Below are 17,811 nucleotides of genomic sequence, written 5' to 3'. Positions count from 1 at the left end.
AGCTGGTTTAATATTAATGAGTGCAATGAAATGCATAAAAAAGTTAAGTATTTATACAGTTATACCTAAAAATATAAGCTAATTTATAAATATAAAAGTAACTAAATAACACATTAAAGTGCTAAATATTGGTAACTTTAATAACTAAATGCACAGCGTGTTCTTGTTTATACAAACTAAAATACGCTGTACAGTAAAGTTTGTTCTTTAAATAAACAGGTTAAGTAAACAGTTTAAATAAACAAATTAAGTAAACAGGTTAAATAAACAAATTAAGCTAAGCACTAATGCTACTTAAATGGCGTTTATTTACCACAACATTATCCTTTAGGAGAGGAAACATGAAAACAATGACACAACAGAACCAAAAGGGTTTCACCCTAATTGAATTAATGATCGTAGTAGCAATAATCGGTATTCTTGCTGCTATTGCGTTGCCTGCATATCAGGATTATACAGCTCGCGCACAAGCAACTGAAGGGTTAAGTGCAACATCTGGATTACGTTCAGATATTGGTGTTTACATGTCTGAAAACGGTGGCGCAACTGGTATAGAAAGTGATACAGCCATTGATGCACAAGCGGACGCATTAGCAGGTCGTTACTTTTCTGCAACAGGTGTTGCGGTAGCTGCCGATGGTGTAGTTCAAATAACTTTTGATGATGGTGCACATTCAGGTGAAACCATGTCTTTAACACCTACAGTTGAAACAAGTGGTCAAATTTCACGCTGGGTATGCTCTGGCTTAGATGCTCAATACTTACCTTCAGCATGTAGAGCTGCTGCAGCTTCTGCGCCTGCGCCTGCGCCTGGGCCATAATAAGATACATAAAGGGCACAGCTGTGCCCTTTATGTTCCCCGAGACAAATATGAAACATTTAATTTCACCTAAGTTAGATTTTCTCTTGATTGGTGGCTTGTCTATACTTTTCTACATTATTACCTATTTAATTCCTATAAAATTAATAAAGCTAGATTATATTTTTGTGATGTGGGTGTTAGCTTTTTTTGTTAATAGCCCTCATTTTATTATAAGCTACCAAATTTTCTATCTTGAACATAGAAATGATCTTTTCAGTAATAATCGGCTTTTATTATCGGGGATAATCATACCTATAGCATTACTCATGATAATTTCACTAGGTATGCTTTATAATTCCAAGATGGCCTTTTTACTTCTTCTTTTTTCAATGTTTTTTTCAGTCGGCTGGCACTATATTAAACAAGCATATGGATGCTTTATAGTCTACTCTGGAATTCAGGGGTACTTTTTATCTTCTGATCAAGTAAAGTTAATCAAGTTCTCACTTTACTCTTTATGGATAATTTCTTTTTTTAACATCTTTACATCTAGTTCAGTGAAGGATTTCTGGGGGTTATCTTATTCTACTCCTGCTATCTTTATTGAGGTAAGAACCTATTTATCTCTGTTCTCTTTAGTGTTTGCGGTACCTATTACTTTAATTCTTATTTCAAACACCGTAAAAAATAATGCAAACATATCTTTAACAGCAATGACCCCATTGATATGTATATTTCTTTGGTTATCACCAGCTTTTTATAATGAAGTTTATTTTTATATGATTCCTTTTTTTCACTCTTTACAGTATATCCTTTTTACATATACTTATACAAAATCTAAAACCAAGAATAAAAAAAGTAAAATATTTCAGTATTGGGGTATTGCTTTTATTGTTGGGGCATTATTTTTTCATTTAATTCCAAGTACTCTTGATAGTAACTTTAATTTTGGCAACGACATATCTCCCAATATTTTTTTAATTTCTTTTATATTTTTTATAAACATCCATCACTATTTTATTGACAATTGTTTATGGAGACGAGAAAACGAAAAAGTTCGGCAACATATAAAAAGCAGCTAATTCTATAAAAAGTTTAAAATTGAGCTAAAACATGGTAAAGAAAATAGAAAAGAGTAATCAGGATATTTTTCAATGGATCGGTGTTAGCACTCGAGGAAAGCGTTTAGAAGGCGAACTGACCGGCTCAAGTGTTGCTTTAGTTAAAGCACAACTGCGTAAACAAGGTATTACCCCTTCTAAGGTTAAGCGAAAAGCTAAACCATTGTTTGGTTTAGCTAGCAATCAAAAAATAACCCCAAAAGATATTGCGTTGGTGACTCGGCAAATTGCCACCATGCTAATGGCGGGTGTACCGCTAATTCAGTCAATCGAAATGATTGGCTCAGGCTCACCCAATAAAAGTGTAAGTAAACTGATGGAAAGCATTGCTGATGAGGTAAAGGCTGGCCAACCGTTATCGCAAGCCCTGCGACGTCACCCCCGTTATTTCGATGATTTATATTGTGATTTAGTGGCATCGGGTGAACAATCTGGTGCTTTAGATAAAATATTCGACCGCGTGGCCATTTATAAAGAGAAGTCTGAAGCGCTTAAATCAAAGATTAAAAAAGCAATGTTTTACCCTATTGCGGTATTAGTTGTTGCGCTTATTGTTACCTCAATATTGCTAATATTTGTAGTACCGCAGTTTCAAAGTATTTTTGATGGCTTTGGCGCTGAGCTCCCTGCTTTTACCCTATTTGTAATTGGTATATCGGAGTTTATGCAGGAATATTGGTGGATGATACTAATAGCAATTGCTGCGTTTGGCTGGGCGTTTAAAGAGGCGCATCTCAAAAGTTTAAAGTTACGTGATGCTACCGACCGAGCTATTTTAAAACTGCCAATTATTGGCATGATTTTAAATAAAGCTGCTGTTGCCCGTTATGCCCGTACGCTCTCTACCACTTTTGCTGCTGGTGTACCGCTAGTTGATGCGCTGGATTCTGCTGCAGGTGCCTCAGGTAATGCGGTTTATCGTTATGCAATTTTAGATATTAAAGCCGAAGTTAGCTCGGGTAACCAAATGAACTGGGCGATGCGTAACTCCAAAATATTCCCCGATATGGTAATACAAATGGTCGCGATTGGTGAAGAGTCAGGGTCCTTAGATGGCATGCTTGAAAAGGTAGCTAACATTTACGAGCAAGAAGTTGATGATGCGGTAGATGGGCTCTCAAGTTTGCTAGAACCATTAATTATGGCAGTACTCGGCGTATTGGTTGGTGGTTTAATTATTGCCATGTACTTGCCTATATTCCAACTTGGTGCAGTTGTTTAGGTTTTTTAAACTCATTATTTAATTATTTGGTCGTTATATGCAAAGTATTATAGAAGTAATGCAAAGCCAATTATGGTTTTATTTAACCACTATTGGCTTGGTGAGTTTATGTGTTGGTAGCTTTTTAAATGTAGTTATTTACCGCTTGCCACTAATGATGCAACGCGAATGGCAAAGCGAATGCCGTTTGCTGCTAGAAAGCGAGCTGAAAAGTAATAAAGCAAACACTAACGAGCCTTTTAGTTCAGATTTAAACTCAACTTTTAATTTAGTAAAGCCTAACTCTACCTGCCCTAAATGTAAAACCGCAATTAAAGCATGGCAAAATATTCCTGTTATTAGCTGGTTATTTTTAAAAGGTAAATGCGCCAATTGTAGTAACCCTATATCGGCTCGCTATCCTATTGTAGAGGCAATAACTGCACTATTGAGCTTAATTGTTGCGTATAAGTTGGGGGCTACTGAGCAGGCTTTACTTTATATAGCAATTACTTGGGCTTTAGTAGCGCTTACCTTTATTGATATTGACCATATGCTACTGCCCGACCAAATTACCCTACCGCTTGTATGGCTGGCGCTTATTGCAGCAGTACTTGGCTACACCGTTACCCCAGCTGATGCCATTATTGGGGCTGCTTACGGCTATTTAAGTTTGTGGAGCGTATTTTGGTTATTTAAATTACTAACCGGTAAAGAAGGCATGGGCTATGGCGATTTTAAATTACTTGCAGTATTTGGTGCTTTGCTTGGCTGGCAATCGTTATTGACTATTATTTTGCTCTCGAGCGTAGTGGGCGCAATTATTGGTATTGCGCTATTAACTGTTCAAGGTAAAGACAAAGCCACGCCTATTCCGTTTGGCCCCTACCTTGCTATTGCAGGCTGGATCACCATGTTATGGGGCGAGCAACTGCAAGCTAACTACTTTAGTTTAATTGGTTACTAATATGAGCGAACAAGCTGTTAAAGTAACAAACATAAATAATTGGGTACTGGGTTTAACTGGTGGTATAGGCTGTGGTAAAACGGCTGTAAGTAACATGCTTGAAGCGCTGGGTATTTGCGTTGTTGATGCCGACATTATTGCGCGCCAAGTAGTTGAGCCAGGCAGCGAAGGGCTAAAGGCAATTGTTGCACACTTTGGTGCTGATATACTCTTAGCCGACGGCAATTTAAACCGCAGTGCTTTACGCGAGCTAGTTTTTAGCAATAATGAGCATAAAAACTGGTTAAATACGCTATTACATCCACTTATTCGCCAGCAAATTATTACCGATTTAAATAATGCCACCAGCCCTTATGTGGTACTTGTTGCCCCGCTACTTTTTGAAAACGGCCTAGATAAATACTGTAACTGCACTTTACTTATAGACGTGCCAAAAAACGTGCAAATAGAGCGCACGGTTAAACGTGATAACATAAGCTTAGAGCAAGTAAATAGTATTATTGCCGCGCAAATGTCGCGAGAACAAAAACAACAACAAGCAGATGATATTTTAAATAACGATCGTAGCTTAGCTTTGGTTAAGCACGACTTAATAGCTTTGCATAAAGGCTATTTAAAACTGGCGTTAAAATAGCCATAAATTATAAAAACAGCTATTTAAATTGCTAAAATTAGCCTAGATTGTGATGGGCAATGTAATCCCTGCTTTTTTCTGATAAATTGCTAACTATTGAAGGATTTAACCAGGTGCGCAATGAATATTAACTCACCGTTATTAAGAAAATTTATTACCCTTGGCCGTGTTGATGCCGATATAGTAAAAACTAAACAGCAAGAGTTTGCCTCTACTGCTGAGCTTATTGCTAAATGCGGAAAAATTGACAGTAAAGATTTAGCGGCGCAATGCATTGATTTATTTAGGGTGCCTTTTTTTGATTTAAAAGACTTTAATACTGCACTTATTTCTCCTGAGTTAATAAAAGAAAAACTGATCCGTAAGCATCATATTCTGCCTTTGGTACAAAAAGGCAGAAAAGTGTATATTGCCGCCTCTGATCCTACCGATTACGGCGCATTTGAAAACTTTGAATTTAGTACTGGTTTGTCTTGCGAAGTGGTAGTGGTTGACTACATTCAACTCGATAAAAAAATAGAACAATTGCTTGATGCCACTGGCAGCTTAAATTTAAGTGATGACGAATTTAAAGAGTTTGCCGAACTAGACGCCGATATACAAAAAGACACCCCTAAAGACGATGATAAAGACGATGCACCAATCATTGTTTACATCAATAAAATATTAATGGATGCGATTAAAAAAGGTGCGTCTGATTTACACTTTGAACCCTACGAGCACAAATACCGAATTCGTTTTAGAATTGACGGCATTTTGCACGAAGTAGCCAGCCCACCAAACAGTTTAGCTACTAAGCTTTCGGCGCGTATTAAAGTAATGTCGCGCCTTGATATTGCCGAAAAACGTAAACCACAAGATGGCCGCATAAAGCTAAAAATAACCGAGCGTAAAAGTATCGACTTTCGGGTAAGCACCATGCCTACCTTATGGGGCGAAAAAATTGTAATGCGTATTCTTGATTCATCTAGCGCCATGCTTGGCATTGATGTATTAGGTTACGAACCCGAGCAAAAAAAGCTGTATATGGATGCGCTTGAGCAACCACAAGGGATGATATTAGTAACTGGGCCTACAGGCTCGGGTAAAACGGTATCGCTTTACACCGGCTTAAATATATTAAACCAGCCTGAGCGTAATATTAGTACCGCCGAAGATCCGGTAGAAATTAACCTCGAAGGGGTTAACCAAGTACAAATTAATATTAAAGCCGATATGACCTTTGCCAACGCACTACGGGCATTTTTACGCCAAGATCCCGATGTAGTAATGGTAGGTGAAATACGTGACCTAGAAACCGCTGAAATATCAATTAAAGCGGCGCAAACAGGTCACTTAGTGCTTTCGACCTTGCATACTAACTCAGCGCCCGAAACCATTACCCGCTTATTAAACATGGGCGTACCTGCATATAACGTAGCAAGTTCTATTAGCTTAATTATAGCTCAGCGCCTAGCGCGCCGCTTATGCCCTAAATGTAAAACACCTGAAAATTTACCTAGTGAAGAACTGCTACGCCAAGGTTTTAGCCAGCAGCAAATTAGTGAAATGACCTTGTATGCTCCTAAAGGTTGCGAAAACTGTACCGATGGCTATAAAGGCCGTGTAGGTATTTACGAAGTAATGAAAATTACCCCAGAAATAGCACAAATTATAATGCGCGGTGGTAACTCACTAGAAATAGCTGAAGTGTCACTTAAAGCCGGATTTAATAACCTGCGTTTATCGGGCATTCGTAAAGCCGCCGACGGCATGACCTCGCTAGCTGAGATTAATCGGGTAACGAGTTTTTAATATCAGGTATCAGGTATCAGGTATCAGGTATCAGGTATCAGGTATCAGGTATCAGGTATCAGAAAAATGATACGACTCGATAAAAGCCAATACAATACTAAAAGCATTTAAACTGACTTAGAGTTTGGCTATTAGACAGCACCATTTAAAACAAGATTGAGAGATTACTATGCCAACTATTGTTAACTGCCCAACCTGTAAAAGTAAGGTTGAATGGTCAGAGCAAAGCCCACACCGCCCGTTTTGTTCAAAACGTTGTCAGCTTATTGATTTAGGCGAATGGTCGTTTGAAAATAACAGAATTTCAGCCCCTATCACTTCAGCTGAAGATTTTAGCCAAGACATGATTGAAGACATAGAAGCCATGATGGCAAAAAATGAAGATGACTTTTTTAAGTAATAAATAGGTTTAGAGAGCAGCAAAGTATATAAGCCAAGCACCGTGCTTGGCTTTTACTTTTGTCTGGAGTTTGCAGGCGGGAGTTTACCTCGCGCAATAGTTTTAGAGTTTAACTAGGCGGCATAAAGCCCCGCCTACAATAAACCCCCAACCCGTAGGCGGGAGTTTACCTCGCGCAATAGTTTTTAAGTTTTAACCAGCGCGGCATAAAGCCCCGCCTACGAGTAATTTAAACACAGAGCTTGGCTCTAGCTAAAACCAGCCCTTTTCACAAAGAGAAGACAATGAGAGTAAATGAGAAGCCACTTAAGCAACTAATTTATTTTTTACTCCTCTAAAGCGCAGCGGCTCTTAACCTCTTTGTGAATATATCTTTAGCACTACGTGCGCGCAGCGCGGTGGCAAGCCCTCGCCTACGGGTAATTTAAACACCGACTATTTTGAATGCTTTTTCTTACCCATGCGCTTTTGCATTTTTGCAAACTTTTCTTGCTGCTCTGCATTTAGAACTTGCCACACTTGGTGCTGAGTTTTTAATTTAATTAAACCCATTTCTTCACCTTTTTCGTGGCGTTGAGCTAGTAGCTCTTTTGCTGCATTTTCGTCAAATGTTGCTGCCGATAATAAGCTTTCCATTTTAGCTTTGTGAGCGGTGCGCTGTGCTTTGCGCGCTTCTTTGTCGGTGCCTTTAAGTGCTTGCATTTGCGTTTTTTGTGCTGCAAATATAGCTTCTAATTTAGTTTGCTGCTCTTGTGTTAAATCGAGTTTATCAGCGCCGCGCTCCGATAGTAAAAAGTGCGCTTGTGAGTGGCGACCTTGCTTATGCATATCGCCTTTGGCCATAACACTGGTTGCACCGAAAGTAGCGGTTGCTAAGCCACAAATAAGTACTAGTTTTGAAAGTGTATTTACTTTAGTCATAATCATTACCTTTACTATTGGATTGGTTGTTTTAATCTGTTGAGGTAACTATACCCGCTGCAATGCAAAGTAACGCAAAGCAGTGTAAAGGTTATGTAAAGATTCACTTTTGTACTATTTAGCAGGTAAAATCAGTACATACGGCACAACCCAAGGGTTTGAAAATGAAACTATTAATGATTGATGACGACACAGGTTTGTGTGAGCTATTAAGCGAGTATTTAACCGCGCAAGGGTTTAGTGTGCAAAGCGTACACGACGGCGAGCAAGGCCTAAAGCTAGCGCAAGCGAACGACTACGCACTAATACTACTTGATGTAATGCTGCCTACCCTTGATGGTTTTGAAGTACTTAAACAACTTAGGCAAACCAAGCTTACGCCGGTAATTATGCTTACCGCCAAAGGCGAAGATTTTGATCGTATTTTTGGCCTTGAACTTGGCGCAGACGATTACATACCTAAACCTTTTAATCACCGTGAGTTACTTGCCCGAGTTAAAGCAATTACGCGCCGTATTGAACATATAACCACCATGAATGCCACTAGCAATAATAAATTAGTGGTTAACGGGGTTACTATTAATTTAGCCGCCCGTGAAGCCTTAATTAAACAAACAACCTTAACCCTTACTGGCACCGAATACGAAATACTCGCACTCCTAGCCAAGCGCGCTGGTGAAGTAGTTAGTAAAGAGCAAATAAGTGAAGATGTACTTGGCAGGCGCTTAGCCTCGTTTGATCGCTCTATTGATATGCACGTTAGCAACATTCGTAAAAAAATAGCTGAACACTTACCTAACGAGCTAATTAAAACCATTAGAGGGACGGGCTATGTCTTTATTCAAGGCAAATAAATTGGCAAGTTTTAGCTGGCTTAAACATCCTCGGCACTATTTGTTTTTTAAAATTTTCACTTGGTTTTGGTTAACTATTATTGGCACAGGTGCGGCACTTATATTTTTAAGTAGTGTTACAACTATTAACTCTGTTAGTTATAACCCTTTGCATGGCCCAATGGAAAAAAACTTAGCTTATACCGCTAAAAACATTGAGCGCTCTACCATAAAGCACAAGCGTTCGCTTAACGATACGCTAAAGCACCCTCGCCGTACTAATGGTAAGCTTTTATATTTAAATGCAGAGCAGCTAGAAGATTCGCTAACAAATAAAAGCATACCCGCCGATGTTGATTTAAGCTTGCTTAACTTTACTAAGAGCATGCCGCCGCAAGTTATTTATACCGAAAAATACCAAGCAATTGGGCCAATAAAAATTAGAGTACCTGAAGGTGATTTTTATTTATATGAAATAGATATTTACAACCATACGCCGCTATATCTGCGGTTAAAGTTAATGCCGGGTTGGATAAAAATATCAATTGCTATTATTGCCTCACTTATTTTAAGTTTTTTATTTAGCCGTAACTTAATTGCCCCTATTAATAGCTTAAAAAAAGCCGCTATAAAACTCTCTGCCGGCGATTTAACAGCCCGGGCTGCTATATCCGCTAATCGTAAAGATGAGCTGGGTATATTAGGTCGCGACTTTAACCGTATGGCCGACCAATTAGCCCAATTAATTAGCGCACAAAAGCGCCTACTAGCTGATATATCGCACGAGCTACGTTCGCCGCTTACTCGCTTAAAAATGGCGACAGGCCTTGCGCAAATGCAGGCTAACGAAGCCAGCCAATCGTATTTACTTCGCATAGAAAAAGAAGCCAACCAGCTTGATAAAATGATTGCCGATGTATTGCAAGTGTCGCGCTTAGAGGCAAATAGCCAAGCGTTATCGCTACACAAACAGTCACTGCAAGATATTGTTGATCATGTACTTAACGATGCCACCTTTGAAGCAAAACAGCACAACAAGCAACTGCAAGTAAGTGGCTCGGCGGCGGTAACACTAAATTGCGATGAAGCGCTAATTGCCAGCGCACTGGAAAACTTACTGCGCAACGCTATTAAGTATGCACAGCACACTATTAGCCTTACCCTAAAGCACGGTGATGCCATTTATATTGAAATATGTGATGATGGCCCAGGTGTACCAAACAACCAGCTTAGTAAGCTATGTGAGCCGTTTTTTAGGCAGTCAGATGCGCGTGACCGAGTGAGTGGTGGCACGGGTTTAGGCTTAGCGATTGCCAAAAATGCGATTATTGCTCATGGCGGCAGCTTGGTTTTATCAAATAAACCACAAGGTGGCCTGTGCGCCATGGTTACTTTGCCAATAATAAAAGAGTAGAGAATGTTTTACAGTAGTGAAAACGAGCTTGTTAATAATCAACCCAGTATTAATGATTTTTATAACAACACCCTAGTTAAAGCCTATTTAAATACCCCTGCCGGGCAGTTATTTTACGCCTATGCAAAACCTGAGCATGCGCATACCGCGATTGTTATTAGCTCAGGGCGCATTGAAGGGCTTGATAAATACAAAGAGCTATTGTGGGAGCTGTACAGTAATAATTTTGCCGTGTTTATTGTTGATCATCAAGGCCAAGGTCGCTCTTACCGACAGTTAGCCAATAAGCATAAAGGCTATGTAAAATGCTTTACTGATTATCGCCACGACCTGCATTTATTTAATCAACAAATTGTTGATAACCACTGGCAAGGCAAAAAAATACTGCTTGGCCACTCAATGGGCGGCGCAATTGCCTTTGACTATTTAGCTCATTTTGAAAATAACTTTAGTGGGTTGTTTTTATCGGCACCCATGTTTGATATTCACACTAAAACCCCCCCAAAACCGTTGGCAAAACTAATTGCTAACGCAGCTGTTTTTTTCGGTTTTTCACAAAGTTATGCCCTAGGGCAAAACGATTACAGCCCAGAAGAGTTTGCTTTAAACTCATTAACTAGCAGCCAAGTGCGTTATAAAAACTTTAGGCAAACTTATCAAGACCCACTACTGCAACTTGGTGGCGTAACCTATGGTTGGCTACAAGCCGCATTTACCTTTATTGCATCGGTTGATAAGTTAAGCATTAATATTCCGCTGTTTATTGCCAGCGCAGAGCGCGACGAAGTAGTAGATAACGCCGCGCAATATAAATTAGCAAACCGACATAACCAGGCAATAATAAAGAGCTTTGCCGGTGCTAAGCACGAACTATTATTTGAGCGTGATGAAATACGCCAGCCATTGCTAACAAGTTTGTACCAGTTTTGTGAATAGGTGTGGAAGAGCAGGTTTTAGGTATTAGGCGTCAGGTTTTAGGTAGAAAAAAACCAAGCTCGGTGTTTGGGTTAACCATAGGCGGGGCTTTATGCCGCGCTTGTTAAGCTTTTAAAACCCTGCGCGAGGTAAACTAAACTCACGCCTATGGCAAAGGTTTAGGTTTTAGGTATTAGGCGTCAGGTTTCAGGTAGAAAAAAACCAAGCTCGGTGTTTGGGTTAACCATAGGCGGGGCTTTATGCCGCGCTTGTTAAGCTTTTAAAACCCTGCGCGAGGTAAACTAACGTCTACGGCAAAGGTTTAGATTTGAGGTATTAGACGTCAGGTTTCAGGTAGAGAAAAAACCAAGCTCGGTGTTTAGGTTAACCTAGGAGGCGCTTTATGCCGCGCTTGTTAAATTTTTAAAACCCTGCGCGAGGTAAACTAAACTCACGCCTACGGCAAAGGTTTAGGTTTTAGGTATTAGGCGTCAGGTTTTAGGTAGAAAAAACCAAGCTCGATGTTTAGGTTAACCTAGGAGGCGCTTTATGCCGCGCTTGTTAAGCTTTTAAAACCCTGCGCGAGGTAAACTAACGTCTACGGCAAAGGTATCAGGTTAAATCCGGTGTTTGCTTGGTTTTAACCTGAGATACCAGTTTTGCTTACGATTCAGTTACTGCCGCGCCCTCAGTGTCACTCAGTTCCACGGAAGACAAAGGATCTAGGTGAATTAGAATATCAACTTCTGACTCAAATTCTTTAGTGATCATTGCCTCTACTTCATCGGCTACGTTGTGCGCGCGAATTAAGCTTAGGTGATCATCTAGCTCTAAATGTAATTGAATAAACTTAACTTTCCCACCTTGACGAGTACGCACACCATGTACACCGCGCACATCGATATGGCTTTTCGAAACATCTAAAATACGTTGTTTTTCTTCGTCTGGCAGCTCTTTGTCCATTAAGTGATCTGCGCTATCTCGGGCTATATCCCAGCTGTTATAAAGTAGGTAACCGGCAACGCCAACTGCAAAAATAGGGTCCGCGTACAACACCCCATAATACGAGAGTAAAATAGCCAGTAGTACCGCAGCATTTAAAATCAAGTCACCTTTGTAATGGACTGAGTCGGCCTTTATTGCAATAGATTCGGTATGTTTAACTACTTTATTTTGTACAAATACAATCACTAACGTACAGGCAATAGCAAAAATACTTACCCATACACCTAATAATGAATGAGTGAGCTCTAAAGGATTAAACAAGCGTTCTATACTATGAAACGCTAACAAACAGCCTGAACCTGCAATAAATGCGGCCTGCCCTAGCCCAGCGAGCGCTTCGGCTTTGCCGTGACCAAAACGGTGGTCGTCATCGGCGGGGCGCAGCGCATAACCTAATACTAAAAAACTCATAGCTGTGGCAGTAATATCCATGAGTGAATCGGTTAATGAGCCCAGCATTGACGCTGAACCCGAGGCAAGCCATGCCCAGGTTTTAGCTACAATCATTAAGCTCACCATGACCATAGTGACTAAACTAGAGGTTTTTACCCAAAATTCGTAACTGCGATTATGCACGTATTTATCCGTTAATATGTGTATTGAATAAAGTGAGTATATCAGTTTTTTACACGCTTTCGTGTATACTGCAAATCGTTAAATTACTGACTATTTTATAAGGCTCGTTATGCTGGATATTGTTTTATACCAACCTGAAATCCCACCGAATACGGGTAATATTATTCGCTTATGTGCAAATACAGGCTATTCACTACATTTAATTGAGCCACTTGGCTTTGCATGGGATGACAAACGAATAAAACGTGCCGGCCTTGATTATCATGAATTTAGCCATGTACAGCGCCATGCTTCGTTTGAAGCTTACCTAGAAGCATGCAAGCCTAAAAAAATATACGCTTGCACCACTAAAGGCAGCCAATTTCATCATCAGGCACAATACGAGGCCGGCGACTGTTTAGTATTTGGCCCTGAAACACGCGGCCTTCCAGATGAGCTAATTCAATCGCTTCCAAATGAGCAACGGGTACGTATTCCAATGCAAGCCAATAGCCGCAGTATGAATTTATCTAACGCGGTTTCGGTGTTTGTGTATGAATCGTGGCGCCAACTTGGGTTTCCGGGCGCAAAGTAAGGAGCTTTAGGCGCAAGGTTTTAGGTAAGTGAATAAACCAAGCGCCTAACTTGTAGGGGGAGCTTACCTCGCGCAGGTTTAAAGATTAACCTGCGCGACATTAAGCCCGTCTGTGGTTTAACCCACACACCGAGCTTGGCTAATGTCTATCTAAAACCTGATACCTAAAACCTGACACCTAAAACCTAGTTTTATGAAAGCTGCCCTTTTATTCTGAGCGCTGCTCTCGGCCTAATAAAGCCATAGCCGCTTCTTTCATGTCTTTATTTTCGTATAGCACTTTATAAATTTGCTCGGTGATTGGCATTTCTACACCGCTGCGCTGCGCTAATAAATACACTTCTTTGGTGTTTCTAAAGCCTTCGACCACTTGGCCTATAGACTCTATTGCAGCTTCTACGCTTTCGCCTTTGCCTAACGCTAAACCAAAGCGACGATTACGCGATTGATTATCTGTGCAGGTTAAAATTAAATCGCCAAGGCCTGCCATCCCCATAAAGGTTTCGGGTTTTGCACCCAAAGCACAGCCTAAGCGTGTAAGTTCTGCAAGGCCGCGAGTAATTAGTGCCGTGCGTGCATTAGCGCCAAAACCCACACCGTCGGAAATGCCTGCACCAATAGCAATAACGTTTTTAACCGCACCACCTAGCTGTATGCCAATAAAATCATCATTGTTGTACACTCTAAATGAGCGACCGCAATGCAGTAAATCAGCTAACTGTTGTGCAAACTCTGTAGAGGTGGATGAAACCGAAATAGCAGTAGGTGATCCCATTGCCATTTCTTTAGCAAATGTTGGCCCCGAAAGCACCGCTAATGGAATTGCATCACCAAGCTCTTGTACTGCAACTTCTTGTAATAAGCGTCCGGTATTTGGCTCTAACCCTTTAGTTGCCCACGCAACTTTTGCGCCTTGCTGTAAAGCTGGTTTAATTTGCTTTAAGGTGTCGCCAAATGCATGGCTAGGCACAACCACTAACACTATTTCATTACTTGCAGCAGCACGTTGTAAGTCGGCTTCAAGGGTTAAAGTGTCGGGAAAAGGAATGTCAGGTAAGTAACGTTGATTTTTTCGCTCAGCTGCAAGCGTGGCAACGTCGTCGCTATTGCGCCCCCAAAGTGTCACTTGGTGACCATTTCGGGCTAAGCAAATAGCAAGGGCGGTGCCATAAGACCCCGCCCCTAATACAGTAACAGCTGAAGTTGCTGTACTCATAATTTATGCGTCTACTGATGCCTGCTCAGCTTGCGCTGTGCGTTGTTGCATGTATTGTGCAAATAATGCGTCAAAGTTAACTGGCGCAAGGTTAAGTTGTGGAAAAGTACCACGGTTAACAAGGTTAGAAACTGCTTCACGCGCATATGGAAACAATACGTTAGGGCAAAATGCACCAAGCATATGAGCAAGTTGTGTTTCTTCAACGTCAGCAATAGTAAAAATACCTGCTTGTTGAATTTCACATAAAAAGGCCGTTTCTTCGCCAATAGATGCAGTCACTGTTAGTGCTAAAACCACTTCAAATACACCTTCGTCTAACTTATTAGAGCGAGTGTCTAGGTCTAACTTAACTTCTGGTGTCCATTCTTTTTGAAAAATAGCTGGAGAATTTGGCGTTTCAAACGACACGTCTTTTGTGTAAATACGTTGAATAGTAAATTGTGCGCCAGTTTCTTGTTGTGCTGCTGCGTTTTGCGTTTCTTCGTTCATTGTAATCCTTAACCTGTTCGTTATTATAATTAGTTAAATTTAAGCGTTTAGTGTGGCATTTAGCTTTTTATCAAGTTGACCTTGTGCTTCTATTGCCATCATGTCGTCGCAGCCACCTATATGCTCATCATTAATAAAGATTTGCGGTACCGTGCTTGCGCCGCCTGCTTTGGCGATCATTTCATCGCGCAGCTCAGGCTGTACACCAATATCAAAGTTTGTGTATTGCACACCTTTACTGTCTAAAAGTGCACGAGCACGTTGACAAAAAGGGCAATACGCTTTGGTGTATAAAACAACATTACTCATAATATATCCTCTATCGGACTGCTAATATTTATTAGCGACCGGTTGTAGTTGGTAAGCTCGCAGATTGCCACGCGCCCATACCACCAGATAACACACTTACCTGCTCAAAACCCGCTTTATGCATAGCGGTTGCAGTTCCTGAAGCGGTCATGCCTGTAGTACATACCAATATAATGGGTTTACTCTTATACTTTTCAAGGTTTGAAAAGTCAGATTTTTTCGCATTTTCAGGGCTTAAATGCTGAGCACCGGCAATATGCCCGGTGTTAAACTCTTTTTGCGCACGCATATCAATAACTTGACCGTCTTCACGGTTGATAAGCAGCGTTAACTGCTGAGGGTTTATTTGGCGCACTGCTGAGAGTTTACTTTTGATCCAACCACTAACAATAAGAAACACAATACCCACCCAAGCTGCACTTAAAATTGGGTGATTGGTGATAAATTCAATATATTGATCCATTCGACATCCACTATAAAATTACATCCTAAAACGTGATGTTTTAGCTATTTTTTTCGTTCAATACCAATTGCATTAACTCTATAAGCAAGTATAACAAGAGGTAAGCTACCCACAAACAACATAAAATTTAAACAGGAGTACTCACTTCTGTAAAAATTTTAAACACAATATATACCTAATTTACCTTACTCACATACACAGCGCTTTAATAAAGTTGGTATTATACCAATTGCATTAAATTAATGGGCTATTATAGCGTCAATGAAATGGGTCAATAACAAGTAAAAATGATGATATATAGTTGTTCTATATAAATTATTTTTAACGCAGTTAATGAGCTATTTAATCAGCTAGAATGTGCATGTTTTTAATAAAATTGGTATTAGCTGCGCAAGTATACCCAAATCAGCTAAAAATGCGAGTTAAGGCAAAGCATAATACGCTTTTACGAGGTGTTTTTAGTAAGAACAAAGTAACAGCTTGTTGTTAATTTTTAGTAAGATATTAAAAAGTTTTAATATCTTATTTTGATTGCTGATCCTAGCTATAAAACACGGTATGCTTAGCATCAGCATGTTAGCGGTAATGTTAGCGTGTTTTATCGCAACGTTAACCTTGAGGAGTGACTATGTCAGAGCATAAAAAACCACTGGTATTAATGATTTTAGATGGCTGGGGATACCGCGAAGATGAGCAAAGTAATGCGATTCTGGCTGCAAATACCCCTGTATTAGATGAATTATGGGCCACCCGCCCGCGCACATTAATTTCAGCTTCGGGTTTTGATGTAGGCCTTCCTGATGGTCAAATGGGTAACTCTGAAGTTGGCCACGTTAATTTAGGCGCAGGACGCGTTGTTTATCAAGACTTTACTCGTATAACAAAAGCGATAAACGATGGCGAGTTTGACTCCACTCCTGCACTAGTCGATAACATAGATAAAGCCGTAAATGCAGATAAAGCCGTGCACATTATGGGATTATTAAGCCCAGGCGGCGTACATAGCCACGAAGATCATATTGTGGCAAGTATTGAACTTGCTGCAAAACGCGGTGCAAAAGAGGTGTACTTTCATGGCTTTTTAGATGGCCGCGACACTCCTCCACGCAGTGCTAAAGCTTCTATTGAGCGCATTGAAGCGGTATTTGCAAAGCTACAATGTGGCCGCTTAGCATCGCTAATAGGCCGTTATTACGCAATGGACAGAGACAACCGCTGGAACCGCGTAGAAAAAGCCTATAACTTACTTACGTTAGCACAAGGCGACTTTAGCTACCCGACTGGCGTGAGCGCACTTGAAGCAGCTTATGAGCGCGACGAAAACGACGAGTTTGTAGCCGCAAGCACCATTACTCCTGCAGGCGCAGAGCCTGTACAAATTAACGATGGCGACACGGTTATATTTGCTAACTTTAGAGCCGATCGCGCCCGTGAAATTACACGTGCATTTGTTGAGCCTAACTTTGACGGTTTTGCCAAACAAAAATCACCTGCCCTTAGCGCCTTTGTAATGATGACCGAATACGCTGCAGATATAGACGCCCCGGTTGCATTTGGCCCCACGCCACTGGTAAACGTACTTGGCGAATGGTTTGAAAAACACGGTAAAACTCAACTACGTATTTCTGAAACCGAAAAATACGCCCACGTTACGTTTTTCTTTAGTGGTGGCCGCGAAGACGAATTTAACGGTGAAACCCGCGAGCTTATTCCTTCACCACAAGTTGCAACCTACGATTTGCAGCCCGAAATGAACTCAGAAATGCTTACCGACAAACTCGTTGCGGCAATTAAAAGCGGCAAATACGACGCTATTATTTGTAACTACCCTAACGGCGATATGGTGGGTCACTCTGGTGTATTTGCAGCGGCAGTTAAAGCCTGCGAAGCAGTTGATCACTGTATTGGCCGCGTAGTAGCAGCACTTAACGAATATGGCGGTGAAGCGCTTATTACTGCCGACCATGGTAATGCTGAGCAAATGGCCAACCTTAAAACAGGCCAAGCCCATACTGCACATACTAGCGAGCCGGTGCCATTTATTTATGTGGGCCGCGACGCAACACCATCTGAGGGTAAGGCGCTTAGTGATGTAGCGCCTACTATGCTGCACTTAATGGGCATGGAGCAGCCAACTGAAATGACAGGCAAACCTATCATGACGTTGAAATAA

General features: G+C 40.8%; 18 protein-coding genes. 12 read left to right on the top strand and 6 right to left on the bottom strand.

From position 1 onward, the window contains the following. The first annotated feature begins 341 nt into the window (after positions 1-341). From J5X91_RS18155 to yacG, 7 genes are all read left to right on the top strand, one after another. Positions 342-821 (top strand): pilin, encoded by a 480-nt coding sequence (locus J5X91_RS18155; RefSeq protein ID WP_208834522.1) that lies wholly within the window; start codon positions 342-344, stop codon positions 819-821. 50 nt (positions 822-871) lie between these two features. Next, positions 872-1,885: a hypothetical protein gene (locus J5X91_RS09710; protein WP_208834521.1), complete on the top strand. Its 1,014-nt coding sequence runs from the start codon at positions 872-874 to the stop codon at positions 1,883-1,885. Between the two features lie 31 nt (positions 1,886-1,916). Continuing rightward, positions 1,917-3,146, top strand: coding sequence for a type II secretion system F family protein (locus J5X91_RS09705; protein ID WP_208834520.1), 1,230 nt, complete (start codon positions 1,917-1,919; stop codon positions 3,144-3,146). Between the two features lie 37 nt (positions 3,147-3,183). Beyond that, the gene (locus tag J5X91_RS09700) at positions 3,184-4,092 is read left to right on the top strand and encodes an A24 family peptidase (RefSeq protein WP_208834519.1); all 909 of its coding nucleotides are present in this window, start codon (positions 3,184-3,186) and stop codon (positions 4,090-4,092) included. 1 nt (position 4,093) lies between these two features. Further along, positions 4,094-4,726, top strand: a complete 633-nt coding sequence (gene coaE / locus J5X91_RS09695; RefSeq protein ID WP_208834518.1) for a dephospho-CoA kinase — start codon at positions 4,094-4,096, stop codon at positions 4,724-4,726. A 120-nt stretch (positions 4,727-4,846) separates the two neighbouring features. Beyond that, positions 4,847-6,520, top strand: coding sequence for a type IV-A pilus assembly ATPase PilB (gene pilB / locus J5X91_RS09690; protein WP_182676950.1), 1,674 nt, complete (start codon positions 4,847-4,849; stop codon positions 6,518-6,520). Positions 6,521-6,689: 169 nt separating this feature from the next. Beyond that, entirely contained in the window at positions 6,690-6,920 is a 231-nt protein-coding gene (yacG, locus tag J5X91_RS09685; protein ID WP_011327088.1) for a DNA gyrase inhibitor YacG, read from the top strand. A 435-nt stretch (positions 6,921-7,355) separates the two neighbouring features. Here the strand turns inward: yacG and J5X91_RS09680 are convergent, their stop codons facing one another. Further along, a complete protein-coding gene (locus tag J5X91_RS09680) occupies positions 7,356-7,841 on the bottom strand; it encodes a Spy/CpxP family protein refolding chaperone (RefSeq protein WP_086996570.1) in 486 nt (161 codons plus the stop codon). A 164-nt stretch (positions 7,842-8,005) separates the two neighbouring features. Between J5X91_RS09680 and J5X91_RS09675 the strand changes: the two genes are divergently transcribed. The 3 genes from J5X91_RS09675 to J5X91_RS09665 are packed head-to-tail and all read left to right on the top strand — an operon-like array spanning position 8,006 to position 11,024. Continuing rightward, positions 8,006-8,695: a response regulator transcription factor gene (locus J5X91_RS09675; RefSeq protein ID WP_208834517.1), complete on the top strand. Its 690-nt coding sequence runs from the start codon at positions 8,006-8,008 to the stop codon at positions 8,693-8,695. After that, positions 8,673-10,088, top strand: coding sequence for an ATP-binding protein (locus tag J5X91_RS09670; RefSeq protein WP_208834516.1), 1,416 nt, complete (start codon positions 8,673-8,675; stop codon positions 10,086-10,088). The genes J5X91_RS09675 and J5X91_RS09670 overlap by 23 nt, the downstream gene beginning before the upstream one ends. A 3-nt stretch (positions 10,089-10,091) precedes the next feature. Then, positions 10,092-11,024 (top strand): alpha/beta fold hydrolase, encoded by a 933-nt coding sequence (locus J5X91_RS09665; RefSeq protein ID WP_208834515.1) that lies wholly within the window; start codon positions 10,092-10,094, stop codon positions 11,022-11,024. A gap of 642 nt (positions 11,025-11,666) precedes the next feature. Here the strand turns inward: J5X91_RS09665 and J5X91_RS09660 are convergent. Continuing rightward, on the bottom strand, positions 11,667-12,584 hold the full coding sequence (locus J5X91_RS09660; RefSeq protein WP_348272527.1) for a cation diffusion facilitator family transporter: 918 nt from the start codon (positions 12,582-12,584) through the stop codon (positions 11,667-11,669). 109 nt (positions 12,585-12,693) lie between these two features. On the opposite strand from J5X91_RS09660, the gene trmL reads away from it, so the two are divergent. After that, positions 12,694-13,158 (top strand): tRNA (uridine(34)/cytosine(34)/5-carboxymethylaminomethyluridine(34)-2'-O)-methyltransferase TrmL, encoded by a 465-nt coding sequence (gene trmL / locus J5X91_RS09655; protein WP_011327082.1) that lies wholly within the window; start codon positions 12,694-12,696, stop codon positions 13,156-13,158. 208 nt (positions 13,159-13,366) lie between these two features. Here trmL and gpsA read toward each other — a convergent pair whose 3' ends face one another. Genes gpsA through J5X91_RS09635 form a run of 4 tightly spaced genes read right to left on the bottom strand, consistent with a single transcriptional unit; the run spans position 13,367 to position 15,638 of the window. Continuing rightward, complete coding sequence (gpsA, locus tag J5X91_RS09650; protein WP_011327081.1) at positions 13,367-14,374, bottom strand: NAD(P)H-dependent glycerol-3-phosphate dehydrogenase; 1,008 nt, start codon at positions 14,372-14,374, stop codon at positions 13,367-13,369. Between the two features lie 3 nt (positions 14,375-14,377). Continuing rightward, positions 14,378-14,866 carry a protein-export chaperone SecB gene (gene secB / locus J5X91_RS09645; protein WP_011327080.1) on the bottom strand — a complete coding sequence of 163 codons (489 nt, stop codon included), beginning with the start codon at positions 14,864-14,866 and terminating at the stop codon, positions 14,378-14,380. Between the two features lie 39 nt (positions 14,867-14,905). Continuing rightward, positions 14,906-15,175 carry a glutaredoxin 3 gene (gene grxC / locus J5X91_RS09640; protein WP_011327079.1) on the bottom strand — a complete coding sequence of 90 codons (270 nt, stop codon included), beginning with the start codon at positions 15,173-15,175 and terminating at the stop codon, positions 14,906-14,908. A 31-nt stretch (positions 15,176-15,206) separates the two neighbouring features. After that, positions 15,207-15,638, bottom strand: coding sequence for a rhodanese-like domain-containing protein (locus tag J5X91_RS09635; RefSeq protein WP_011327078.1), 432 nt, complete (start codon positions 15,636-15,638; stop codon positions 15,207-15,209). A 628-nt stretch (positions 15,639-16,266) separates the two neighbouring features. Between J5X91_RS09635 and gpmM the strand changes: the two genes are divergently transcribed. Further along, positions 16,267-17,811 carry a 2,3-bisphosphoglycerate-independent phosphoglycerate mutase gene (gpmM, locus tag J5X91_RS09630; protein WP_208834514.1) on the top strand — a complete coding sequence of 515 codons (1,545 nt, stop codon included), beginning with the start codon at positions 16,267-16,269 and terminating at the stop codon, positions 17,809-17,811.

The organism is Pseudoalteromonas sp. K222D (assembly GCF_017653575.1).
Classification (GTDB): Bacteria; Pseudomonadota; Gammaproteobacteria; order Enterobacterales; family Alteromonadaceae; genus Pseudoalteromonas; species Pseudoalteromonas nigrifaciens.
This window is presented reverse-complemented; position numbering and strand designations above follow the sequence as displayed.